Origin of the sequence: Flavobacterium frigoritolerans, from assembly GCF_025847275.1 — a bacterium.
Lineage (GTDB): Bacteria > Bacteroidota > Bacteroidia > Flavobacteriales > Flavobacteriaceae > Flavobacterium > Flavobacterium frigoritolerans.
This window is the reverse complement of sequence record NZ_JAOZEV010000013.1, coordinates 42,287-64,648: the sequence shown is the minus strand read 5'-3', so window position 1 is coordinate 64,648 and position 22,362 is coordinate 42,287. Positions and strand designations below refer to the sequence as shown.

The 22,362-nt window shown below is 32.5% G+C and carries 26 protein-coding genes; 15 read left to right on the top strand and 11 right to left on the bottom strand.

Going from position 1 to position 22,362, the window contains the following annotated elements; translation table 11 throughout:
• Positions 1-30 precede the first annotated feature (30 nt).
• A complete protein-coding gene (locus OIU80_RS15430; protein ID WP_264287883.1) occupies positions 31-813 on the bottom strand; it encodes a DUF3050 domain-containing protein in 783 nt (260 codons plus the stop codon).
• An 88-nt stretch (positions 814-901) separates the two neighbouring features.
• On the bottom strand, positions 902-2,080 hold the full coding sequence (locus tag OIU80_RS15425; RefSeq protein WP_264287882.1) for an acyl-CoA dehydrogenase family protein: 1,179 nt from the start codon (positions 2,078-2,080) through the stop codon (positions 902-904).
• Between the two features lie 196 nt (positions 2,081-2,276).
• Between OIU80_RS15425 and OIU80_RS15420 the strand changes: the two genes are divergently transcribed.
• On the top strand, positions 2,277-4,034 hold the full coding sequence (locus OIU80_RS15420; protein WP_264287881.1) for a helix-turn-helix domain-containing protein: 1,758 nt from the start codon (positions 2,277-2,279) through the stop codon (positions 4,032-4,034).
• A gap of 34 nt (positions 4,035-4,068) precedes the next feature.
• Here the strand turns inward: OIU80_RS15420 and OIU80_RS15415 are convergent, their stop codons facing one another.
• On the bottom strand, positions 4,069-4,227 hold the full coding sequence (locus tag OIU80_RS15415; protein WP_264287880.1) for a hypothetical protein: 159 nt from the start codon (positions 4,225-4,227) through the stop codon (positions 4,069-4,071).
• Positions 4,228-4,479: 252 nt separating this feature from the next.
• Between OIU80_RS15415 and OIU80_RS15410 the strand changes: the two genes are divergently transcribed.
• The 11 genes from OIU80_RS15410 to OIU80_RS15360 all read left to right on the top strand — a co-directional run bounded on the left by OIU80_RS15410 (position 4,480) and on the right by OIU80_RS15360 (position 12,295).
• Complete coding sequence (locus OIU80_RS15410) at positions 4,480-6,045, top strand: vitamin K epoxide reductase family protein (protein ID WP_264287879.1); 1,566 nt, start codon at positions 4,480-4,482, stop codon at positions 6,043-6,045.
• Positions 6,046-6,133: 88 nt separating this feature from the next.
• Positions 6,134-6,310 carry a hypothetical protein gene (locus tag OIU80_RS15405; RefSeq protein ID WP_264287878.1) on the top strand — a complete coding sequence of 59 codons (177 nt, stop codon included), beginning with the start codon at positions 6,134-6,136 and terminating at the stop codon, positions 6,308-6,310.
• A 108-nt stretch (positions 6,311-6,418) separates the two neighbouring features.
• Positions 6,419-6,586 (top strand): hypothetical protein, encoded by a 168-nt coding sequence (locus tag OIU80_RS15400; RefSeq protein ID WP_264287877.1) that lies wholly within the window; start codon positions 6,419-6,421, stop codon positions 6,584-6,586.
• A 77-nt stretch (positions 6,587-6,663) separates the two neighbouring features.
• Positions 6,664-6,837 (top strand): hypothetical protein, encoded by a 174-nt coding sequence (locus OIU80_RS15395; protein WP_264287876.1) that lies wholly within the window; start codon positions 6,664-6,666, stop codon positions 6,835-6,837.
• Positions 6,838-6,873: 36 nt separating this feature from the next.
• Positions 6,874-7,122 (top strand): hypothetical protein, encoded by a 249-nt coding sequence (locus OIU80_RS15390; protein WP_264287875.1) that lies wholly within the window; start codon positions 6,874-6,876, stop codon positions 7,120-7,122.
• A gap of 318 nt (positions 7,123-7,440) precedes the next feature.
• Positions 7,441-7,587, top strand: a complete 147-nt coding sequence (locus tag OIU80_RS15385; protein WP_264287874.1) for a hypothetical protein — start codon at positions 7,441-7,443, stop codon at positions 7,585-7,587.
• Positions 7,588-7,679: 92 nt separating this feature from the next.
• Positions 7,680-7,829: a hypothetical protein gene (locus OIU80_RS15380; protein ID WP_264287873.1), complete on the top strand. Its 150-nt coding sequence runs from the start codon at positions 7,680-7,682 to the stop codon at positions 7,827-7,829.
• 73 nt (positions 7,830-7,902) lie between these two features.
• Positions 7,903-8,055: a hypothetical protein gene (locus tag OIU80_RS15375; RefSeq protein WP_264287872.1), complete on the top strand. Its 153-nt coding sequence runs from the start codon at positions 7,903-7,905 to the stop codon at positions 8,053-8,055.
• Between the two features lie 114 nt (positions 8,056-8,169).
• Positions 8,170-8,328 (top strand): hypothetical protein, encoded by a 159-nt coding sequence (locus tag OIU80_RS15370; RefSeq protein WP_264287871.1) that lies wholly within the window; start codon positions 8,170-8,172, stop codon positions 8,326-8,328.
• 475 nt (positions 8,329-8,803) lie between these two features.
• The gene (locus OIU80_RS15365; protein WP_264287870.1) at positions 8,804-10,996 is read left to right on the top strand and encodes a peptidase domain-containing ABC transporter; all 2,193 of its coding nucleotides are present in this window, start codon (positions 8,804-8,806) and stop codon (positions 10,994-10,996) included.
• Between the two features lie 3 nt (positions 10,997-10,999).
• Positions 11,000-12,295 carry an HlyD family secretion protein gene (locus OIU80_RS15360; RefSeq protein ID WP_264287869.1) on the top strand — a complete coding sequence of 432 codons (1,296 nt, stop codon included), beginning with the start codon at positions 11,000-11,002 and terminating at the stop codon, positions 12,293-12,295.
• Here OIU80_RS15360 and OIU80_RS15355 read toward each other — a convergent pair.
• The 3 genes from OIU80_RS15355 to OIU80_RS15345 all read right to left on the bottom strand — a co-directional run bounded on the left by OIU80_RS15355 (position 12,292) and on the right by OIU80_RS15345 (position 14,232).
• Positions 12,292-12,999 (bottom strand): tRNA1(Val) (adenine(37)-N6)-methyltransferase, encoded by a 708-nt coding sequence (locus OIU80_RS15355; RefSeq protein ID WP_264287868.1) that lies wholly within the window; start codon positions 12,997-12,999, stop codon positions 12,292-12,294. The genes OIU80_RS15360 and OIU80_RS15355 overlap by 4 nt on opposite strands.
• A 129-nt stretch (positions 13,000-13,128) precedes the next feature.
• Entirely contained in the window at positions 13,129-13,653 is a 525-nt protein-coding gene (gene rimM, locus OIU80_RS15350) for a ribosome maturation factor RimM (protein ID WP_264287867.1), read from the bottom strand.
• Between the two features lie 15 nt (positions 13,654-13,668).
• Positions 13,669-14,232, bottom strand: a complete 564-nt coding sequence (locus tag OIU80_RS15345; protein ID WP_264287866.1) for a 30S ribosomal protein S16 — start codon at positions 14,230-14,232, stop codon at positions 13,669-13,671.
• 197 nt (positions 14,233-14,429) lie between these two features.
• Between OIU80_RS15345 and OIU80_RS15340 the strand changes: the two genes are divergently transcribed.
• Together OIU80_RS15340 and OIU80_RS15335 are read left to right on the top strand one after the other, a co-directional pair.
• The gene (locus tag OIU80_RS15340; protein WP_264287865.1) at positions 14,430-14,927 is read left to right on the top strand and encodes a DUF6252 family protein; all 498 of its coding nucleotides are present in this window, start codon (positions 14,430-14,432) and stop codon (positions 14,925-14,927) included.
• Between the two features lie 140 nt (positions 14,928-15,067).
• Complete coding sequence (locus OIU80_RS15335) at positions 15,068-15,427, top strand: RNA recognition motif domain-containing protein (RefSeq protein WP_264287864.1); 360 nt, start codon at positions 15,068-15,070, stop codon at positions 15,425-15,427.
• Between the two features lie 112 nt (positions 15,428-15,539).
• Here the strand turns inward: OIU80_RS15335 and leuB are convergent, their stop codons facing one another.
• The 4 genes from leuB to leuC form a co-directional block, all read right to left on the bottom strand.
• Positions 15,540-16,601 (bottom strand): 3-isopropylmalate dehydrogenase, encoded by a 1,062-nt coding sequence (leuB, locus tag OIU80_RS15330; RefSeq protein ID WP_264287863.1) that lies wholly within the window; start codon positions 16,599-16,601, stop codon positions 15,540-15,542.
• A 110-nt stretch (positions 16,602-16,711) separates the two neighbouring features.
• On the bottom strand, positions 16,712-18,235 hold the full coding sequence (locus tag OIU80_RS15325; protein ID WP_264287862.1) for an alpha-isopropylmalate synthase regulatory domain-containing protein: 1,524 nt from the start codon (positions 18,233-18,235) through the stop codon (positions 16,712-16,714).
• A 129-nt stretch (positions 18,236-18,364) separates the two neighbouring features.
• Positions 18,365-18,961 (bottom strand): 3-isopropylmalate dehydratase small subunit, encoded by a 597-nt coding sequence (gene leuD, locus OIU80_RS15320; protein WP_264287861.1) that lies wholly within the window; start codon positions 18,959-18,961, stop codon positions 18,365-18,367.
• A 173-nt stretch (positions 18,962-19,134) separates the two neighbouring features.
• Positions 19,135-20,529 (bottom strand): 3-isopropylmalate dehydratase large subunit, encoded by a 1,395-nt coding sequence (leuC, locus tag OIU80_RS15315; protein ID WP_264287860.1) that lies wholly within the window; start codon positions 20,527-20,529, stop codon positions 19,135-19,137.
• A 552-nt stretch (positions 20,530-21,081) separates the two neighbouring features.
• Between leuC and OIU80_RS15310 the strand changes: the two genes are divergently transcribed.
• Positions 21,082-21,480, top strand: a complete 399-nt coding sequence (locus OIU80_RS15310) for a YkgB family protein (RefSeq protein ID WP_264287859.1) — start codon at positions 21,082-21,084, stop codon at positions 21,478-21,480.
• A gap of 109 nt (positions 21,481-21,589) precedes the next feature.
• Here OIU80_RS15310 and OIU80_RS15305 read toward each other — a convergent pair whose 3' ends face one another.
• Entirely contained in the window at positions 21,590-22,360 is a 771-nt protein-coding gene (locus tag OIU80_RS15305) for a PorT family protein (protein WP_264287858.1), read from the bottom strand.
• Positions 22,361-22,362 lie beyond the last annotated feature (2 nt).

The following is a 22,362-nucleotide window of genomic DNA, read 5'->3' as shown; positions in this document are numbered from 1 at the left end:
ACTTACATTAAGAATATTGTTTTGGTTTTTTTATACCATTTCGATTTTTATGCTAATTTCCTCTTCGATAGCATTCCATAACCCGATTCTTTTTTCTAGTGATAGAATAGCTATTTCTTGAACTTCAGACCATTTTTTTGGATCATTTTCACATAAATCAGCAATCATTTTCATTGCCATAGGGCCATGTTCATCTGCATCAAGTTCAATGTGTCTTTCAAAGTAGTATATCAGTTTGCTTAAATCTGTGTCAGGAAAGTTTTCTTGGAAATTTTTCAAAATTGCTGTAAACATATTCGGAATCAAGTCTTCTCTTCCGAAGGTAAAAGCTGAGGCGATTTGATGCGGTTTTCCTTCTTCAATTACTCTGAAAGTAAAGTCTAAAAAAGCTTTAATATTAGGGTGTAATTGACTTTGTTTTATGGCAACAAAAATATTTTGTAAAGAGTTTATTTCATGTAAAAAGCCTTCAATGTTCTTTGTACTTGCTCCGCAGTCTTCCATTGCTTCAAGGTACATTTCATAGTGACTTTGGCGACGGCCATCAATACTTAAGTCAGTTTCTTCGGCTAGTACAATCTCATTAATTAGATATCTTATTTCTGGATTTTTGCTTGCAAACCAAGGTGTTGTTGTGCATGTAAGTTTTGCTTGTAATGCTTTTAATAAAGACATAAAGTCCCAAACAGCATATACATGACTTTCTAGAAAGCAATGTAAATCATCTATGCTTTGAATCTTTTTATATAGAGGATGTTGTAATAAAAGGTCTTTTTGAGGTTGAATGCTATTGTTTATAGTTTCAATATTCATGGTGGCATTTTTTTTTACAAATATAAAAAAGCTTCTTGGTACCAAGAAGCTTTTGAATTGTTTTTATGTATTTTTTAATAGATGATTTCTATTTAAAAGCTGGAATTCCAGTAATATCCATACCAGTAATTAGTAAATGAATATCGTGAGTTCCTTCGTAAGTGATAACACTTTCTAGGTTCATCATGTGGCGCATGATAGAGTATTCGCCAGTAATTCCCATTCCTCCTAGTATTTGTCTGGCTTCACGAGCAATGTTAATAGCCATATCGACATTGTTTCTTTTTGCCATCGAAATTTGAGCGGTTGTTGCTCTTCCTTCGTTTCTTAAAACTCCTAAACGCCAAGTTAATAATTGTGCTTTTGTGATTTCAGTAATCATTTCGGCTAATTTTTTTTGTTGTAACTGAGTTCCTGCAATAGGTTTATCGAACTGAATTCTTTCTTTAGCATATCTTAGGGCTGTATCATAACAATCCATTGCAGCTCCAATTGCACCCCAGGCAATTCCATAACGAGCCGAATCTAAGCATCCTAATGGGGCTCCTAATCCAGATTTATTTGGTAATAAGTTTTCTTTAGGGATTTTTACATTGTCAAAGATCAATTCTCCAGTAGATGACGCACGAAGTGACCATTTATTGTGAGTTTCTGGTGTTGTAAAACCCTGCATACCGCGTTCTACGATTAAACCATGTATTCTTCCTTCTTCATTTTTTGCCCAAACAACAGCTATGTCTGCAAAAGGAGCATTTGATATCCACATTTTAGCTCCGTTTAATAAATAATGGTCTCCCATATCTTTGAAGTTGGTAATCATGCTTCCGGGGTCAGAACCATGGTTAGGTTCTGTTAATCCAAAACAGCCTATAAATTCACCAGTGGCAAGTTTAGGCAAATATTTCATTCTTTGTTCTTCGTTTCCGTATTTCCAGATAGGATACATTACTAATGAAGATTGAACAGATGAAGTGGATCTAACTCCCGAATCACCACGTTCGATTTCTTGCATAATTAAGCCGTAAGAAATTTGATCTAGTCCAGCTCCACCGTATTCGACAGGTATGTAAGGACCAAAACCACCTATTTCTCCTAAGCCTTTTATAATTTGTTTTGGGAATTCAGCTTTTTGTGCAAATTCTTCAATAATAGGAGATACTTCTCTTTTTACCCATGCTCGGGCCGAATCTCTTACAAGTTTATGTTCGTCGCTTAATAGGTCATCTAGGTTATAATAATCTGGGGCTTGAAATAGGTCTGGTTTCATAATTTATGTTTTTTTTCAAGAACAAATTTACACAATATAGATATAACAAAACAAAAGTAAATTGTTATATTTTTTATGGATTTAGAAATAATAATCAGAATTAAATTGTGATTGTTTTGTGTTTTCTATTGTAAATTATTATTTGCTTATTGGTATTAATGAACTAAATTTGGGATAATTCAAAACTAAATGGTTAATGAAATTTGTTAAATGCCTCTTATTTTTTTTTATTACAAGTGCTGTTTTTTCTCAGAAAAATTCACAGCTAAGCTCCAAAGAGTATGCTCTATTACAAGATAAAGTAAGGGCATCTGCAAATTCTAATGTAGATAGTGCTTTTGTTTTTGTAAATAGAATAGAGAAATCTAGTGACTATTCGCATAAAACTTTTGCAAGTGGAGCGAAAGCTTATTTGTATCAACTTAAAGAGGATAGTATTAAATCAAAACAGTATTATGAACAAGCTTTTAAGTTTTTAGGAAAAGTTAAACAATCAAAAGAAAAGAGAATATTGAATGCCGATTTATTAAATTATGGAGGGCTTATAGATTGGAGGAAAAATAATCTAAAAGCAGCCTTTGACAAATTTGAAAAAGGGGTAACTATTGCTAAGAAGGAGAATGATCAGATACGGATGGTGAAATTTTACATGAATATTTCATTAATTAACATAGAAGTTGGGAATTATAAAGCTGCAATTTTATCTTTAAAAAAATCAAATGAGATAACGGATCAATTAAAGTATTCATTTTCAGAAGAAAAATTTACAAATTACAAGAGTAATATTAATTTTAATTTAGGACGTGCTTTTGAGAAGGCTTATGGGAAAAATTATTCAAATCCCAAGTTTTTGGATTCTGCGGAACATTATTACACGAAGGCAATTTTATATTCTAAAAATTATCTAAATACAAAACTAAACTCTAAAATGAGCTTAGGGAATATTTATTATATGAAGAATGATTTGTCTAATGCCGAGAAGGTGTATTACGATGTTTTGCTGTATAGTAAAGAAAATAATTTGCAACCAGAACTTTTTATTGCTAGTTATAATTTAGGAAGTCTGTTCTTCAATATTAAAGATTATGACAAGTCATTGTACTTTTTTAAAAAAGTAGATTCAATTTATCAAATAAATAAGGTTAATGACTTGTATTATGTAAATTCAAATTATTATCTGGCTAAGATTTATACCATTAAAAATAACCCTCAAGAGGCATTGAAATATTCAGAGAAATATTTTGATAAGTTTGAACAAATTCAGTCAAAATTAGATAATGAGGTTCAGGAGGTTAACTTTCGGCTAGGAAATGTGAATGTCAGAAAGGATATGGAGGAGCTTCAGGTCAAAAATCAAAATAAAATTAGGTTTTGGAATCTGATGGTTTTTCTTTTTGTAGGAGTGCTTTTGGTTTTAATTGTTTTGTATGTAAAGAGTATTAAGAAAAAAAGAGAGACTGATAGAAAAGTAAATAGTTTAATTGAAGAATATAAATTAAGGTTAGAGTTAAATGAAGCGCTTCCTGAGAGTGTTAATAAAGATGAAGCAGTCACGGAAAGTATACCAAAAATGGCTGTCAAAATGAATTTAGACTTAGAGAAGGAAGAAGAAATATATGAAAAATTAAAGCAGTTAGAAAAGAAACATTACTATCTGAATTCTGATTTTACTCAACAATCTGTAGCCAAAAAAATTAAAACAAACACAAGTTATTTGTCTTATGTTGTTAATAAGAGATTTGGCAAGACCTTTAGTGAATACTCCAATGAATTAAAGATTAATTATGTTATTAATGAATTGATTACAAATTCAAAATATCGAAAATACTCAACACAGGCGCTAGCCGAGAGTGTAGGTTTTAAAAATGCTATTTCTTTTACAAAATCATTTAGTAAAAGAACCGGAGTAACACCAACTCAGTTTACTAAAAAATTAGAAACTACAAATTTTTAAAAGAATAAAGTTGTAGTTTCTAATTGTTCCTTAATTAGGATTGCCCCGGAGGTTTTACTGTACCTGGAGGGTCAGTTTCTGATGGAGCAGTTGTGCCATTTTTTGGATCTTCACCTCCAGTAATCATTTTGTAATGTTTTTTCGGAAGTTCATTTTTTTTAAAATCGTTTAATGTTAAGGGGGACTTTTTCATAAGTTTTATTTGTTAGAATATCAAAATTATGGAAAAGGAATAGCCGTTATTTAGATTGTAGTTTTAGAAATAATTCTCAGTCGCTTGATTTTGTATTATATTGACATATAGATGTTTACGTGTTTAAAAAGTGCTTAACTATTTATAAATTATGTATTCATTTTTTTTAAAAATTTAGAAATTTAACTTTTTTTATCTGAAAGATTATTAATATTTGTGATATTCCTTTTTATAATAATTAAGATTATTACTATGATTAAATTAGTTAACAAGTACCTTGATTTGAATAATTATTTAAATGCAAAAAAGGAATTCGAAGAGTTATTCCTTTCGCACCCTAATTATCCAAGTCTGTTTGCTATAACAGATTCATTGAATACATTATCAATAGAGAATATTGTAATAAAAGTTCCAAAAGAACAATTGCATGAATTGCCTAATACTTTCCTGGCGATTTTTAATAATGATTTGGTTCTGGTTGAAAAAATAGAATCATCAATTGTAATTGAGACTGAAAAAAGTAAGAAGATTACGCTATCAGTAGATGATTTCTCTAAGGATTGGAATGGCGTTGTATTAGCAATTGAGCCCAATGAAGTTCAAGAAGAGAAAGCTTTGAATGAAAATCCTAAGTGGCTAAAATATAGCATTTTGTTTTTGGCGCTAATCGTCTTGTCAAGTTTTTATAATGACTATAGGATATTTGATTATACTTTTTTAATAACCTCCTTATTAGGATTGTTAATTAGTGTTTTTATTGTACAAGAGAAATTTGGTATTGATAATCAAATGGTATCTAAGTTATGCAATATTAATCCAAGTACTTCTTGTGAATCGGTTATTAAATCGGAGAATGTAGAGGTTAATAAATGGTTTGGCTTTTCAGATTTGCCTTTAATCTTTTTTGTTACAGCTGTGCTGGCAATATTGATAGGGTCAGCAAATGCTAATCTTGTTGGTTTTCTTAGTTTGATAGCTGCACCAGTGATTATATATTCTATTTGGATTCAAAAATTTCAGATAAAAAAATGGTGTGTATTATGCTTGGCTATTTCTTTTTTGATGATAATTCAAGGAATAGTATGGGCTTTCGAATCAGGTTTTAGTGTAAATTTTACATTGACTAGTCTTTTTCAGTATTTGTTTTCTCTAATAGTTGTTTCGTCATTGTGGTCTGTGGTAAAGCCAGTTATAGAAGATAAATTAAAAGCTGAAAATTCGGTAAAAAACTTAACTAAGTTTAGAAGGAATTTTACTCTTTTTGAATTCTTATCTAAAGAAATTACTGCATTAGATGGGTTTGAAAAACTGGAAGGATTACATTTTGGTAATAGTATGGCTGCCGCTAAACTCACTATTATCATAAGTCCGAGTTGTGGGCATTGTCATAAGGCATTTGAAGATGCATTTGAATTAGTCTGGAAATTTCCTGAAAAAATATCTTTGAATGTTTTGTTTAATATAAATCCAGAAAACAATCAAAATCCTTATAAAGTTGTTGTAGAAAGATTGTTAATGATTAATGAAGTTAATCCTGAAAATATTGTAGAAGCGATATCTGATTGGCATATTAAAAAAATGTCATTAGAAGCATGGCAGAAAAAATGGATTGTAGACTCGGTTTCTATGAAGGTCAATCAGCAGATTCAACAACAATACGATTGGTGTTCGCAAAATGAGTTTAATTATACACCAGTTAAAATCGTTAATAATAAATTGTATCCAAGCGAGTATGAATTAAGCGAATTGAAATATTTTATTAATGATATTTTAGAAAGTAATGAGACGTTAGAGAGAGACTCTCTAGTGTATATGTAAAGTATATATGGAATTCTTATATGAATAGACATAAGCTTCAAGTGTCTTTAAATGATTGGAGTAATAACCAAATTAAAATCCCCCAATTATGTTAAAGAAAATTTTAAAGCTAGAAGGTGCTCAAGAATTAACAAGAAATGAGCAAAAAACTATTCATGGAGGAAGAGCTTGTGACCGTGGCGGATCTTGTCCAACAGGAACTAAGTGTGTATCTGATTGCAGATTTGATGAGATTTGCAGACCCAATAGTTACGTTGAGTGTTAATTTAAAAATCAAGAAAAGAAATGTTCTTTTCTTGGCTTTACAGATAAAGACATAAGCTTCAAGTGTCTTAAAATTATTGAAGTATTAACAAAATCAAAAAACCAAGTTATGTTAAAAAGCATTTTAAGCCTAAAAGGCGCTCAGGAGTTGACAAAAAAGCAGCAAAAAGAAATTAACGGTGGTTGGGTTCCGCCAGCAGGTGGATATTGTCCAAATGGGACATGTCAATATGTAGAAGGAGGGCCTTGCAGAAGACCATCTGATCTTTGTATTTAATTCTATTAAGTGATTAGACATAAAGCTCCAAGTGTCTTAAAATTATTGAAGTATTAACAAAATCAAAAAACCAAGTTATGTTAAAGAATATTTTAAAATTAGAAGGTGCTCAGCAACTTACAACAAAAGAACAGAAATCTATTAGTGGTGCAGGATCTGTACCAGTATGCCAACGTCCAGATATTCTTATTTGCTGTCCAGATGGTATATGTGCATGTGCTCCAAAAGGGACACCATGTATGTTGACTTAGATAATAGTTTGGACATAAAGCTTCAAGTGTCTTAAAATGATTGAAGTATTAACAAAATCAAAAAAACAAGTTATGTTAAAAAGTATTTTAAATTTAGAAGGCGCTCAAAAAATAACAAAGAGAGAACAGAAGGAAATTACTGGTGGGCAAATTCCGCCAGATGGAGAATGTAATTCTTACGTAATTCTGAGTCTAGATGAAGAATCTTGCAAGAGATATAATCGTAATTATAGACCGGTGTACATTGGAGATAATCAATGTTCAATAATGACGGCTCCTTGTTAAGAGTTATGTGATGTAAATAGTTCAATTAACATTATTTTTTTATTGTCTAATTGATATAATTAAAAAATTATCCAAGTATTTAAAACAGCTATCATATTAAAAAATATATTGGATTTAGAAGGAGCTCATTAATTAACGAAAAATGCGAAAAAGACCATTAAGGATGGATTGCGTTGTAGTGCAGATGGGTATTGTCCTGATAACACAGTGTGTGTAGGTAGGGATGTCGAGAATGGAAATGATGGAGATTGCAGACCTGAGTAATAAAATTTTCGGACTGGTGTCCAAAGTAATAATCAATTTTTAAAAATATCAATTATGTTAAAAAACATTTTAAAATTAGAAGGTGCTCAAAAATTAACTAGTAGTGAGCAAAAAAACATCAATGGAGGAGCATGTGTTATTCTTTGTTGTCCAGATGTAGGATGCTTGTGTGTTCCTAAAGGAGTAGCTTGTATGCTCTAGTTAATTGTTTGATAATTAGCTAAACTAATATTCCAGCCCTGATAATCATTTGTTGATGATTGGGGCATTTCTTAATTTTTAAAACTTATATTATGTTAAAAAATATTTTAAAACTAAAAGGAACTCAAAAATTAACTATAAGTGAGCAGAAAAATGTTAATGGAGGAAGATGTGTTGTTGTTTGCTGTCCAGATTTACCATGTTTGTGTGTTCCTCCAGGAGTAGTTTGCTCCATAAGTTAGATAATTAGTTTAAGTCCTGATAATCATTTGTTGATGATTGGGGTATTTCTTAATTTAAAAAAAAATATCAATTATGTTGAAAAATATTTCTAAAATAGATGGAGCTCAAGAATTAACAGAAAAAGAGCAAAAAGCAATTAAGGGAGGACAACCACATTGGGAAGTTTGTTGTCCAGAAGACGGTATTGCATATCCAGATTGTAGGTATATTGAGTGTCAAGTATAGTTTTTTCTATATCACATTGGACTTCGAGCTCTGAAGTTAACTTCAGTTTAGCTATTTGAGGAGATTTGTAGAAAGAGTAAAGCATATTTGTTCAACAATTAAAAAACTATAATTATGTTAAAAAATATTTCTAAAATAAAAGGTGCTGAAGAATTGACAATTAATGAGCAAAAAGTAGTACGAGGAAGCGGACCAGGAGAATTTATTGTTTGTTGTCCTGAAGATAATAACATTGCATATCCAGACTGTACATATATTGAATGCTCTAGGTAATTATTAATGTTAGATTTTGCAAACTTTAACCCAAGCTACGAGGACTTTTAAGTGTCTGAGGTAACAATTAATAAAAATATACTTATGTTAAAACAAATTTTGAATTTAGAAGGTGCTCATAAATTAACTAAAAATGAGCAAAAAAGTATCAAAGGAGGTTTAATCGATTGTATTGATCCTGCTACCAATAGATGTAAGAGTCACAGTCGGTCTTGTGCTCCTCCTTGTCGTATAGATCTAATAGATCCACCGATAGAGCCTTAAAAATAATAATTAAGGTTTTACCTGGATCACTAGTAAAAATTGTATTAGGAATTTGTTATTAAATATATTCCTAGATAAAATTATAATTTGTTAGGAGTTTGTTCATGGTTATTGGAAAAAATGATAAAGAGGATGTAATTTCCTCTTTATTATTTTATATTAGTATGTGAGATAATTGCATTATATTGGCTTAGTAAAACAAGATTAAAAATTGAAAAAATTCCCAAATTATATACAAGCAGATTTTAAGGACTGTGGGCCTACCTGTTTGAAAATCATAGCCAAGCATTATGGTAAAACCATAAATATTCAAGAGCTGCGTGACTTTAGTGAAACTACACGAGAAGGAAGTAATTTGTTGTTCTTAAGTGATGCAGCAGAGAAAATCGGATTTCGGACTTTAGGAGTAAAACTTAGTGTGCAAAGTTTAGAAGAAGCTCCATTACCTTGTGTTTTACATTGGAATAAAGAACACTATGTAGTGCTTCATAAAATAAAAAAGAACATTTATTATATTTCAGATCCAGCCTTTGGGTTAATAGAGTATAGTAAGAAGGATTTTATTAAGTTTTGGATTGGAAACAATGCCGATGATTCTACTCAGGAAGGAATTGCTCTATTATTAGAAGCGACCCCTAGATTTTTTCAGTCCGATTTTGATAAAGAAGATAAAAAAGGTTTAGGATTTGGATTGTTGTCTCAATATGTACTGCGATATAAATCGTTCCTGGTTCAATTGAGTATAAGTTTACTGGCTAGTAGTTTATTACAGCTTATTTTCCCTTTTCTTACTCAGAGTATTGTTGATGTTGGAATACAAAACCAAAACATACATTTTATTTATTTAATTCTGTTTGCGCAACTGTTTCTTTTCGCTGGAAGAACTGGATTAGAGCTGATCAGGAGCTGGATACTGTTGCATCTATCTACACGAATAAACATCTCATTAATTTCGGATTTCTTTATTAAATTAATGAACTTACCTATTTCATTTTTTGATGTGAGGATGACAGGAGATATCATGCAGCGAATAAATGATCATCGTCGTATAGAAAGAATCCTTACCACTTCATCGTTGAATGTGTTATTTTCGGTTATTAACATGATTATAATGGGAGGTGTCTTGGCTTATTACAATCTTCAGATATTTCTTGTGTTTTTTGCAGGAAGCATATTGTATTTCGGATGGATCACCCTATTCTTAAAACGACGAGAAGAACTTGATTATAAGCGATTTTCTGAAGTTAGTCAGGAGCAAAGTAAAGTTATGGAGCTTATAAACGGAATGCAGGAAATAAAACTGCATAATGCCGAAAAGCAAAAAAGATGGGGATGGGAGTATGTACAGGCAAGACTATTTCGAGTTTCTATAAAAGGATTGGTCTTAGAGCAAACACAAACAATAGGATCGTCAGTAATTAATGAATTAAAGAATATATTCATCATTTTTCTTTCGGCAAAATTGGTAATTGATGGACAGATAACTCTTGGGATGATGCTAGCTATAAGTTCAATCGTAGGAAGTTTAAATGGACCGATTACTCAACTTATTGAGTTTGTGCGAGAAGTACAAGATGCAAAAATATCATTAGCTCGATTATCCGAAATCCATGATAAAGAAGATGAGGTACAACAAGAAGAACACCAAACGCAAGATATTCCACAAGATAGTGATATAATTATAAAAGAGCTGTCGTATCGATATTTAGGTTCTGATATTCCGGTTTTAGATAACTTGAATCTAATTATTCCTGCGCATAAAGTAACTGCAATAGTGGGAGTTAGCGGAAGCGGAAAAACTACTTTAATGAAGTTGTTATTGAAATTTTATGAACCAAATAATGGAGAAGTTAATATAGGTAACACACAGCTTAAAAACATTTCGCAAAAAGCTTGGCGTAATAATATTGGGGCAGTAATGCAAGAAGGGTTTGTTTTTAGTGATACAATTGCTAATAATATAGCTATTGGAGTCGATAAAATAGATAAAGAACGATTGGTGTATGCAGCAGATGTGGCAAATATAAAAGAGTATATCACCGGATTGCCATTAGGATATAATACCAAAATAGGATCAGAAGGTGTAGGTATGAGTACAGGGCAAAAACAACGATTGTTAATAGCAAGAGCGGTTTATAAAAATCCAGAAATGTTATTTTTTGATGAAGCAACTTCAGCATTAGATGCCAATAATGAAAAAGCTATTATGGGAAAATTAGATATTTTCTTCAAAAACAAAACAGTTGTAGTAATTGCACACCGATTAAGTACGGTCATGAATGCAGATCAAATAGTTGTTTTGGATAAAGGAAAAATTATTGAAATTGGCAGTCATTCAGCATTAGTAGAACAAAAAGGGAATTATTTTGAATTGGTTCGTAATCAATTGCAATTAGGAAATTAAAACATGGCAGAAGACAATACAAAATTTGAATTAAGAAGCGAAGAAGTGCAGGATATTCTCACGCGCGTACCACATTGGATGATACGATGGGGAACAGTTTTGATCTTTGCTATAATATGCATGTTGTTTTTTGTTTCCTGGTTTCTTAAATATCCAGATGTAGTAAGTACAGAAATAAGTATAACGACATCTGTACCACCCGAGAAACTAATGGCCAAAACAACAGGTCGGATTGAGGCAATTTTAGTAAAGGATAAAGAGAAAGTGTCAAAAAACACTCCACTTGCAATTATAGAAAATTCAGCAAATTATAAAGATGTCTTTGTTTTAAAGAATACAGTAGATAGCTTTAATATAAATGAAAAGAATAAAGAATTTCCTTTTGCTAGCTTAAATAATATGCAATTAGGAGAATTGGAAAGCTTGTATGGGGTTTTTCAAAAGGATTATACGGCTTGGAGCCTGAATGAAAGGTTACAGCCATTTCAGGTGGAAAATAATGCTCAAACCTCGGAGTATGTTCAGATTAAAGAGCGATTGACTATTTTGCAACAGCAAAAAAGTATTAATGAAAGCGAATTGCAACTTCAAAAAAATGATGTGAACCGTTTTGAAGGACTTTATGCGAAAGGCGTTATCTCGACACAAGATTTGGAGAGTAAAAAATTAAGTTACCTTCAGGCAGATAAGAACTATAAAGGCTTACTTTCGTCAATATCGCAGTTAAAATCAACACTGATAGAGAATACAAGATCAAGTCAGGGAACTCGAATAAGCGGAACAAAAGAAGAGGTGAATTTAGAGCGTAATCTGATGCAATCCTATTATCAGTTGAAGAAGGGGATTAAAGACTGGGAATTGGCATATACATTAAGATCATCAATTCCGGGAGTTGTTACTTTTTTGCAAATATGGACTGAAAATCAGACAATCACTTCGGGAGAGAATGTTTTCTCGATTATTCCAGATACCGAAAAGGGATATATCGGCAAAGCCAAAGCTAAAGCTCAGAATTCAGGAAAAATTAAATTAGGACAACAAGTTAATATACGATTGTTTAATTTTCCAGATAGGGAATTTGGAGTTATTAGAGGTAAGGTTGAAAATATTTCACTTATTCCAGATAAGGATGGAGTTCTGTTGTTGGATATCTCGCTTCCTAAGGGATTAGAGACATCATATAATAAGAAGATTCCTTTTCAACAGGAAATGAAAGGTAGTGCAGAAATTGTTACTGAAGATCTTCGATTGTTAGAAAGAATATTATATCAATTCAAAAGTCTGTTTAGACAGAATTAGAATTTTAAATAAAAATCTTTTGTAAGATCTATATATTCAGGAGTGTAAACGTGTCTTTCAGTTTCGATAATTAATTCATCGATAGAAATGTCTACATTTTCAATGCGATTAAAGGCTAATAAGCTGCGTTTTATATCGCTTGTAGGAGTTCCTTTTACACGAGTAATTTTAAAAGGGTACAATTCGAATTCTTTGGCTAATGTAATAAATCGCTCTTCTTCCTTAAATGGAATGATTACTGAAAAGACACCTTTTTCCGAAAGTAATAAATCTGCTGCTTCAACTAAGTCCTCAAAGGGCATAGCATCTTGAAAACGAGCTAAATCTCTCTGTTCGTTGTCAGTTTTGTAATCTTCACTATAAAAAGGAGGATTTGATACAATAATATCGTATTCGTCTTCCGGTTCTTCCATGAATTCATCTAATCCGGCATGATAGCAGAATAGTCTGTCGTTCCAAGGAGCATTTTCAAAATTATCTACAGCTTGTTCGTAGGCGGTTTCATCAATCTCTAAAGCATCAATTTGTTCAGCAGAGGTTCTTTGTGCTAGCATTAAAGCTATAAGTCCAGTTCCGGCTCCAATATCTAAAATACTAAAAGGATGGTTATTTATAGGAGTCCATGCGCCTAATAAAACACCATCAGTGCCAACTTTCATAGCCGTTTTATCTTGTAGAATAGAAAATTGCTTGAATTGGAACATAGTAATTTATGATTGTAGATTAATGAATTTTGATTTCAGAGGAATTCTAGATTCAGCTCAGAATCATAACGAATATAGTAGTATTATTTTTTCGGTTGAATAAATAATCAAATAGCCGAATAAACTTTTTTACAAGTACATTTCGACTAAACCTTCAGGTAGATTCATGATAACTTTTTTGTTATCGCGGTCAATTTTCACCAAGAAATGGTCAATCATAGGGATTAGCATTTCTACTTCACCATTAATAACTTCAAAAAGAGGTTGTGCAGTGCTGTCGTTTATGGAAGCTATTTTTCCAAAAATACCTAAGCGTTGGTCTTCTATTTCGAAACCGATAACTTCGTGGAAATAAAATTTGTTACCTGTAAGTTTTGGTAACATACTTAAAGGAAGATAAATGGCGTTGCCCATAATAGCATCAGCATCTTCTTCGGTAGTCATATCTTCAAAACGAATTCGTAAGAAATCATTTTTGTGTAATGAGCTAGTTTCAATAAAAAAAGGAACCAAGTGTTTGTCGCATTCGACAAACACTGATTCCAAGTTTTCGTATAACTCAGGTTCGTCCGTGTCTAAATAAGCCAAGACTTCACCTTTGAAACTAAATTTTTTAGCGATTTTACCTAAATAAAAACAATCTTCTTTACGCATTCCCGCTAAATATAATTATGCTTCAGTTGTTTCGTTATTTTCTTCAGTAGCAGGAGCTTCTTCAGTTGATGCTTCAACTTCAGCAACTTCTTCTACAGCAGGAGTAGCAGCAGCAATAGCGTCTGCTTCAGCTTTAGCAGCAGCAGCTAAACGTTTTGCATTTACATCTTGTTCTGCTTTGAAAGCTTTTGCTTTAGCATCAGCTTGCGCTTTTGTTAAACCATCTTTCTTAGCGTCAACTTTTCCAGATTTAGCTTCTAACCAAGTAGCTAATTTTGCATCAGCTTGTTCTTGAGTTAAAGCACCTTTGCGAATACCACCTTCAAGGTGATGTTTCAACAAAGCTCCTTTGTAAGAAAGAATTGCTTTAGCAGTATCAGTTGGTTGTGCACCATTGTTTAACCATTTAACTGCACTATCAAGGTTTAAGTCGATAGTTGCTGGGTTTGTGTTTGGATTGTAAGTACCGATTTTCTCTAAGTATTTACCATCTCTTTTTGAGCGTGCATCTGCAGCTACAACCCAGTAAAAAGGTTTTCCTTTTTTACCGTGTCTTTGTAATCTAATTTTTACTGACATAATCGTATGATTAAATTTTGAGGTACTCGACCTCGATTAATTAAGGGTGCAAAGATATAATTTAATTCTGAATTACAATTTGTATTTTATAATTTAATGTTTAAGGCCTTATTTGCTAGTTTTTTATGGTTCTTTTAAGAGTGAGATTCCGCCGTTTTGTTTTTTAATTGATAATTTTGCCAAAATTTAAATCAAATATGAAGAAATGGTTCTTATTGCTGCCGTTAGTTTTATTGCTTTTTTCATGTGATAAAGAAGGAGTCGAGACTAATAATGTAATAAATACAGCTTTTCAATCTTTAAGAAATGAAACTTTCTGGAAAGCGACAAGTTATAGCGCAAGTGTTGATGGTGAGGGGAAACTTGTAATTATAGGAGGTTTGAATAATGATAAGGTTGTATTACAAACAGCTTCTGTAAATGCTCAGACTTATACCTTGGGAGTCGATGATGTTTCTACTGCTACATATATAAATTCACTCTCAAAAAAGGAAGTTTTGTATAAAACAGGTAAAGAATTAGGAAGTGGTCAAATTGTTATAACTGAGTATAATAAGGTTACAAATACTGTTTCGGGAACATTTTCATTTGTTGCTCCAGATAGTGGAGATGTTATGTCGGTAGAAAAAGCGATTCGTTTTAAAGAAGGTGTTTTTTATAAAGTGCCAGTAATATTGGTTAGCTCATCGGAATAGATAATTTTATAGATAGATAAAAAATCTATTTGCGAGTCTTCTTACTTTTTTTAATTGATAATAAAAACATAAATAAGCTAATTTATAGTAGATTAGAAAAAAATAAGATTACATTTGTTGCATATTATAAATAAGTACATATGAATATTTTTGTTGGAAGCCTTCCATTCAGTATTGAGGAAGCAGATTTAAGAGAGTCTTTCGAGGCTTATGGAGCAGTTGATTCAGTTAAAATCATTACTGATAAATTTACAGGAAGAAGTAAAGGATTCGGTTTTGTTGAAATGACAAATGATGATGAGGCTCAAAAAGCGATTGACGAATTGAACGGAGCTACTGTTCAAGGACGTGCAATTGTTGTAAACAAATCTGAGCCAAAACCAGAAGGCGAAAGAAGAAGTTTTAATAACAACCGTGGAGGAAATGATTCTCGTGGTGGTTATGGTGGAAACAGCCGTGGTGGAGACAACCGTGGTGGTGGAAACAGAGGAGGATATTAATATTTTTTTCTAAGATATAAAAAAAGGTGTCAATTTATTGACACCTTTTTTGTTTCAAGTTTTTTTGTTTCAAGTTTCAAGTTGTTAGAACGTGAAACATGAAACAAAAAAATTATAAATTAGCAACTAACCAATCTCCAACTTCGCTGGTTTTGTATGCTTTGGTTCCTTTTGGAGCTAAATCCTCTGTAACAATTCCTTGTTCCAATGATTTGTTAACTACTGCTCTAATTGCTTCGGCTTCATCTTTTAATCCAAAAGCATCTTCAAACATCATTGCAGCAGATAATACAGTGGCTAATGGATTAGCAATATTTAATCCAGTTGCTTGTGGGTAAGAACCGTGTATTGGTTCGTATAATGAAGTATGCTCTCCAACAGATGCAGAAGGCATTAATCCCATCGAGCCCGAAATTACCGATGCTTCGTCAGTTAAGATGTCTCCGAATAAATTTTCAGTAATTAATACATCATATGAATTTGGCCATTGTACCAATCGCATGGCAACAGCATCCACAAATTCATATGAAACAGTAACCTCAGGATAATCTTTTTCCATTGCTTGTACTGTTTCTCTCCATAAACGAGATGTTTCTAGTACGTTAGCTTTATCAACGCAGCATAATTTTTTGCTACGTGTCATTGCGAGTTCAAAACCTTTTTTAGCTAAACGCTGCACTTCGGCTCTAGTGTAAACGCAATTGTCAAAGGCAGTTTCGCCACCGTCTCTTCTTCCTTTTTCTCCAAAGTAAATACCACCAGTTAGTTCTCTTAAGAAAACTAAGTCAGTTCCTTCAATTCTTTCTCTTTTTAGAGGAGAATTATCTATCAGTGAAGGGAAAGTAAATGTTGGTCGAACATTGGCAAATAACCCTAGTTTTTTACGCATTAATAATAAACCTTGTTCAGGTCGAACAGGTGCGCTTGGGTCGTTATCGTATTTTGGGTGTCCAATTGCGCCAAATAAAACGGCATCGGCAGCCATACAAATTTCGTGAGTTTCATCTGGGTAAGGAACTCCAACAGCGTCAATTGCACAAGCACCCGTAAGTGCTGGTGTCCATGTTATTTCGTGATTGAATTTTTTTGCAATAGCATCAGATAATTTTACAGCTTCATTAATTACCTCAGGACCTATTCCGTCTCCTGCTAAAAGGGCTATGTTAAATTTCATTATTGTTTTTTTAAGGTTCAAAGTGGAAAAGGTTCAAAGGTTCAAAGTTCTAAAAAGACATAGATTGGAAACCTTTGTTTCTCTGTAACTTTGAGTCTTTGTACCTTGATTTATTGTATAGCTACATTAAGCATTTTTTGAGTTGCGATAATTGCGGCAACTGTTTGGTCGGAATCTAATCCTCTGGTTTTAAATTCTTTTCCGTTATTAATCCAGGTAATGATAGTTTCGCATAATGCATCAGAACTACTTCCTGGTGGAATTCGAACAGCATAATCAATTAGTTTTGGCAAAGTCATTTTTTTGCTTTTGTAGATTTTAGTTAGTGCATTCATAAAAGCATCAAACTGGCCATCGCCTTGAGCATTTTCTTCTATTATTTCGCCATTAAGATTTAAAGATAAAGTCGTTGATGGGCGCATTCCTTTAGAATGAACTAGCATATAGGAGTCAATCGTGATTTTGTCTTGATAGGTATGGCTGTTTAAAACGTCTGAAATGATGTATGGCAAATCTTCTTTGGTGACAGTTTCTTTTTTATCACCCAATTCGATAATTCGTTGGGTAACCAATTTTAAATCTTCCTGATTTAGTTTTAATCCTAATTCCTGAAGGTTTTTCTCGATATTAGCTTTTCCAGAAGTTTTTCCAAGAGCATATTTTCGTTTTCTTCCAAAACGTTCTGGAAGTAAATCACTGAAATATAAGTTGTTTTTATTGTCACCGTCAGCATGAATTCCTGCTGTTTGAGTAAATACATTGTCTCCAACAATTGGTTTATTGGCAGGTATTCTGTAACCAGTAAAAGTCTCGACTAATTTACTCACAGAGTATAAAGAGGTTTCCTTGATGTTGATACTTACTTCAGGTAAATAATCATTGATTACTGCAACAGTACTTTCGAGAGGTGCATTTCCTGCGCGTTCTCCCATTCCGTTTACAGTTACATGAAGCCCTTTTATGCCTGCTTTTATAGCTTCCATGACGTTGGCAATGCTCAAATCGTAATCATTGTGCGCATGAAAATCAAAATGGATATCGGGATATTTTGCAGTAATTTTAGAGATGAATTCAAAAGTTTGAGCGGGGATTAAGACACCCAAAGTATCAGGAAGTAAAATTCTTTTGATTGGTTGTGTTGCTAAAAAAGCAAGAAAGTCAAAAACATATTCGGGAGAATTGCGCATTCCGTTACTCCAGTCTTCCAGATACACATTTGTTTCAATGTCATTTTCTTTTGCCAAAGCAATACTCGTTGCTATTTCTGCAAAATGTTGCGCAGGTGTTTTTTTTAACTGATGCGTAAGGTGATTCATTGAACCTTTGGTTAATAAATTCTGAACTTTAGCACCCGCTTTTTTCATCCATTCGATAGAAACACCTCCGTCGACAAAAGATAGTACTTCAATTCTTTGAATGTAGCCTCTTTCTTCTGCCCAAGCAGTAATGCCTTTTACGGCCTGAAATTCTCCTTCACTTACGCGAGCAGAAGCGATTTCTATTCGATCAATATTTAATTCTTCTAACAGTAATTGCGCAATGGTTAGTTTTTCTGCAGCAGAAAAAGATACTCCCGATGTTTGTTCACCATCACGGAGCGTCGTATCCATTATTTCAATTTTTCTTTTTTCCATTATAAACTTGATGCTAATACTATTTCATCTGTTTGAAATAGTATAGTGGGTTGAAATAAAAATTATAAAGCAGCTACTTTAGTTCAACATTAAAGTTAAAGCTAGTGTAGCTGCATTTTATATGTTGTATTAATAAGGAAGTTTATCAGCGAAAGTCACAATATCTTCTTTGATGTTTTGTAGATAATCAATATCATCAAAACCATTGACCATATTGTTCTTTTTGTATCCATTGATGGCAAAAGATTCTTGCTGACCAGTTGCTAACAATGTAATGGTTTGATTTGGTAAGTTGATTTCTAATTCTGTTTTTGGGTCAGCTTCAATTGCTTTAAAAATTGTATCAGCAAATTCTGGGCTAACTTGTACAGGAAGAACTCCAATGTTTAAACAGTTTCCTTTAAAGATATCTGCAAAGAAACTTGAAACTACAGCACGAAATCCGTAATCATAAACAGCCCAAGCTGCATGCTCTCTAGAAGATCCTGAGCCAAAGTTTTTTCCTCCAACAAGGATTTTTCCACTATAAGTTGAATCGTTTAAAACGAAATCTGCTTTTGGAGTGTCATCTCCATTATATCTCCAGTCTCTAAAAAGATTGTCTCCAAAACCTTCACGTTTCGTAGCTTTCAGGAAACGAGCAGGAATGATTTGATCTGTGTCTACGTTCTCAATTGGCAGCGGCACTGCACTGCTGGTAAGTATATTAAATTTATCGTATGCCATTTTTGAAATTTTAGATTTTAGATTTTAGATTTTAGATTTTTTTTTGAAAACTAAATACTAAAGGCTAAAATGTTTAGTGTTAATAATGTAAGTGAGTTTTATTTGAAGGTTTTGGATTTTAAAGCATCAGAGTTATTTGTAAAGTGAAAATTCTAAAATCTAAAATCTTCAATCTAAAATAACTCCCTTGGATCTGTTAGCTTTCCTGTTACAGCTGCTGCTGCTGCCATAATCGGGCTAGCCAAAAGTGTTCTTGAGCCAGGGCCTTGACGACCTTCGAAGTTTCTGTTGGATGTACTTACTGCATATTTTCCAGCAGGAACTTTATCGTCATTCATCGCTAAACAAGCTGAACAACCGGGCTGACGTAATACAAAACCAGCTTCGGTAAGAATTTCCAAAAGACCTTCTTCTTTAATTTGAGCTTCAACAACGTGAGAACCTGGAACTAGCCAAGCGGTAACATTTTCTGCTTTTTTTCTTCCTTTTACGATTTCTGTAAAAGCTCTAAAATCTTCAATACGACCATTAGTACAACTTCCTAAGAATACATAGTCGATTGGTTTTCCAATCATTACATCATTTTCGTGAAAGCCCATATAAGCTAAAGACTTTTTATAGGTTTCCTCACCACCTTCAACTTGGTTGGCATTCGGAATAGTTGCAGAGATACCAATTCCCATTCCTGGGTTAGTACCATAGGTAATCATAGGTTCAATGTCCGCAGCGTTAATGTTTAATTCAGCATCAAAAACTGCATCAGCATCGGTTTTTAAAGTTTTCCAATAAGCTACTGCTTTGTCCCAAGCTTCTCCTTTTGGAGCATATAATCTTCCTTCAAGGAAATCGAATGTTTTTTGGTCTGGAGCAATCATTCCTCCACGAGCACCCATTTCGATACTTAAATTACAAACGGTCATACGGCCTTCCATAGACATGTTTTCAAAAACATCTCCAGCATATTCAACAAAATATCCTGTACCTCCAGAAGTAGTTAGTTGAGCAATAATATAAAGAGCAACATCTTTTGGACCAACACCTTTACTTAATTCGCCATTTACGTTGATACGCATTTTTTTTGGCTTAGGTTGCATGATACATTGAGTGGATAAAACCATTTCAACCTCTGAAGTTCCAATTCCAAAAGCAATTGCTCCAAAAGCACCATGGGTAGAAGTGTGTGAATCTCCACAAACAATAGTTGCGCCAGGTAATGTAATTCCATTTTCAGGACCTACAACGTGAACAATTCCATTTTTTATGTGGCCTAATCCCCAGTGAGAGATTCCATATTCGGCTGCATTATCTTCCAAGGCTTTTAACTGGTTGGCAGACAGAGCATCTTGTACAGGTAAATGTTGATTTATAGTTGGTGTGTTGTGATCGGCAGTTGCAAAAGTGCGTTCTGGGTATAAAACCGAGATGCCTCTGGATTTTAATCCTAAAAAAGCAACAGGACTTGTAACTTCATGAATGAAATGACGGTCAATGAAAAACACATCTGGTCCATCTTCAATTTTACGCACCACGTGCGAATCCCATACTTTGTCGAATAATGTAGTACTCATTTTTAACTATTTTTTAATTGTAATTTCCATGTAATCATAAGAGGATAACAAAATTAGAAAAAGAAATAAAAGCAAGAATTAGCATATTTGATTATATACGATGCCCAAACTGTTTTACTCATTGCTAGCCAATTGGTTTTATAGTTTTTTGGTTTTGTACTTGTGTTTTGTACTTGTGTTTTGTTTTCTTTTTTAATTGAAAATCTTCTAATAGTTTTTGGTATTTATAATTTAGTAGTTTTGTTCTATTTCGTTGGTTTTAAGACTTTTTGTGTGTTAATTATAAGATTAAATCGTAATTATTATTAGCTTGTTTTTCTTTTTTAAACTACTAATAAGACTTTTTTTTAAATGAATAAACTGAGGTTTTTGTAGATGTATTTCTTGTTCAAATACTACGGCATCCAAAAGAAAAAAAATCTTTCTTTTAGAATGAAAATAAAAGAGAATACTAGTTCGGAATGTAAAATAAGCAGTAATGACAGTTAGCTGACATTTGCTTTATGAATAAGCTCTTAATATTGAAAATTCTAATTTTAAAAAAATAATGTCATGAATTTAAATCAAATTGCTTACAGAATTGGAGTTATTGGAACCGTAATTATTTTAGTTTGGGTTGGACTTTTTAAGTTTACAACTGCCGAAGCTGGAGCAATAAAAGGCTTAGTCGAAAATCATTTTGCAATGAGTTGGATGTACAAAGTAATGTCGGTGGAAGTTGTTTCTAATGTTATTGGAGTTTTTGAAGTCTTTACTGGGGTTGGTCTATTGTTTTCTTTATTTTATAGAAAAATTGGAATCTACGCAGGAGCAGCTTCGGCTGTTATATTTATTACAACTCCAGGCGTTTTTAAAATGGGTGAAGGTTTTCCTGTAACAGACTTTTTTATTTTGAAAGATATTCCTTATTTGGCAATTTCTTTGATGGTGTATACGAAAAGCAAGGAGTAAATAAAAGAAATTTTACCTACCATTCAATATAAAAGAAAATAATCAATCCAAATTATCAAAAACATAATGAGTTTTAATAATTTGGATTGATTATTATAGCTACCAATCGTTACAATCGATGTGGGCTTTTATCAAAACGATCATTTATTGAAAAATGATATTGCAGACCCAATTCTAACCCAATTCGTAAATTATGTGTAGTTTTTTCAGAATCATTCCAATCAGATGTATCGGAATAGTAAGGGAAATTATCTGCAGAAGTGAAATCATATTCATATCTTAAATTTGTAGAATAGGAAATTTTATCTGACAGAAAACCTTTTAAACCAATTGAACCAATTATACCAAATAAAGTTTTTTTGTGCATTTTTCCTTCGTCACTATAATATTGATTTCTTTCTGGATGTTGATAAGAAATATATTCACTATAATCTGAAGTTTGTGTTCTTATTTCATATTCATCTTCTGCAATTGTTTTATAATATTTCAGAAAAGAAAACTGTATTCCTTGATTAAATGTTAAAAATAATTTCTCTTTTAAGCGATAATAATATTGAACAGTTATGGGAGTTTTATAATACTCAAAACTTGATTTTATACTTGTATTGTCTCCAACGACATCAAAAAAGTATTTTTCGTTTTGTTTCGAATATTCAAACCCAGTTTTTACACCCCAACTGTCATTCCAGTTTTTTTCGATTGTGAGTCCAAAACCAAAACCATTTGGCAAATCTTGTTTGTCTTTATTATAAGGGAAGTTTGAATTTATTCTAGTGAAAAAGAAAGGATTCAAATTTATTCCAACTTGCCAATCAGTTATATCTTGAGCATTTCCCGCAAAGGAAATACTCAAGATCATGGCAATTACTAAGTTTTTCATGT

Bases quoted from the DNA above. Each gene is read 5' to 3' on its own strand.
- OIU80_RS15305 (WP_264287858.1), bottom strand. From the start codon at position 22,360: ATGAAAAACTTAGTAATTGCCATGATCTTGAGTATTTCCTTTGCGGGA.
- OIU80_RS15415 (WP_264287880.1), bottom strand. From the start codon at position 4,227: ATGAAAAAGTCCCCCTTAACATTAAACGATTTTAAAAAAAATGAACTT.
- OIU80_RS15420 (WP_264287881.1), top strand. From the start codon at position 2,277: ATGAAATTTGTTAAATGCCTCTTATTTTTTTTTATTACAAGTGCTGTT.
- OIU80_RS15400 (WP_264287877.1), top strand. From the start codon at position 6,419: ATGTTAAAAAGCATTTTAAGCCTAAAAGGCGCTCAGGAGTTGACAAAA.
- OIU80_RS15385 (WP_264287874.1), top strand. From the start codon at position 7,441: ATGTTAAAAAACATTTTAAAATTAGAAGGTGCTCAAAAATTAACTAGT.
- leuD (WP_264287861.1), bottom strand. From the start codon at position 18,961: ATGGCATACGATAAATTTAATATACTTACCAGCAGTGCAGTGCCGCTG.
- OIU80_RS15355 (WP_264287868.1), bottom strand. From the start codon at position 12,999: ATGTTCCAATTCAAGCAATTTTCTATTCTACAAGATAAAACGGCTATG.
- rimM (WP_264287867.1), bottom strand. From the start codon at position 13,653: ATGCGTAAAGAAGATTGTTTTTATTTAGGTAAAATCGCTAAAAAATTT.
- OIU80_RS15410 (WP_264287879.1), top strand. From the start codon at position 4,480: ATGATTAAATTAGTTAACAAGTACCTTGATTTGAATAATTATTTAAAT.
- OIU80_RS15425 (WP_264287882.1), bottom strand. From the start codon at position 2,080: ATGAAACCAGACCTATTTCAAGCCCCAGATTATTATAACCTAGATGAC.
- OIU80_RS15380 (WP_264287873.1), top strand. From the start codon at position 7,680: ATGTTAAAAAATATTTTAAAACTAAAAGGAACTCAAAAATTAACTATA.
- leuB (WP_264287863.1), bottom strand. From the start codon at position 16,601: ATGAAATTTAACATAGCCCTTTTAGCAGGAGACGGAATAGGTCCTGAG.
- OIU80_RS15375 (WP_264287872.1), top strand. From the start codon at position 7,903: ATGTTGAAAAATATTTCTAAAATAGATGGAGCTCAAGAATTAACAGAA.
- OIU80_RS15310 (WP_264287859.1), top strand. From the start codon at position 21,082: ATGAATTTAAATCAAATTGCTTACAGAATTGGAGTTATTGGAACCGTA.
- OIU80_RS15360 (WP_264287869.1), top strand. From the start codon at position 11,000: ATGGCAGAAGACAATACAAAATTTGAATTAAGAAGCGAAGAAGTGCAG.
- OIU80_RS15430 (WP_264287883.1), bottom strand. From the start codon at position 813: ATGAATATTGAAACTATAAACAATAGCATTCAACCTCAAAAAGACCTT.
- OIU80_RS15340 (WP_264287865.1), top strand. From the start codon at position 14,430: ATGAAGAAATGGTTCTTATTGCTGCCGTTAGTTTTATTGCTTTTTTCA.
- OIU80_RS15335 (WP_264287864.1), top strand. From the start codon at position 15,068: ATGAATATTTTTGTTGGAAGCCTTCCATTCAGTATTGAGGAAGCAGAT.
- leuC (WP_264287860.1), bottom strand. From the start codon at position 20,529: ATGAGTACTACATTATTCGACAAAGTATGGGATTCGCACGTGGTGCGT.
- OIU80_RS15405 (WP_264287878.1), top strand. From the start codon at position 6,134: ATGTTAAAGAAAATTTTAAAGCTAGAAGGTGCTCAAGAATTAACAAGA.
- OIU80_RS15390 (WP_264287875.1), top strand. From the start codon at position 6,874: ATGATTGAAGTATTAACAAAATCAAAAAAACAAGTTATGTTAAAAAGT.
- OIU80_RS15370 (WP_264287871.1), top strand. From the start codon at position 8,170: ATGTTAAAAAATATTTCTAAAATAAAAGGTGCTGAAGAATTGACAATT.
- OIU80_RS15345 (WP_264287866.1), bottom strand. From the start codon at position 14,232: ATGTCAGTAAAAATTAGATTACAAAGACACGGTAAAAAAGGAAAACCT.
- OIU80_RS15325 (WP_264287862.1), bottom strand. From the start codon at position 18,235: ATGGAAAAAAGAAAAATTGAAATAATGGATACGACGCTCCGTGATGGT.
- OIU80_RS15395 (WP_264287876.1), top strand. From the start codon at position 6,664: ATGTTAAAGAATATTTTAAAATTAGAAGGTGCTCAGCAACTTACAACA.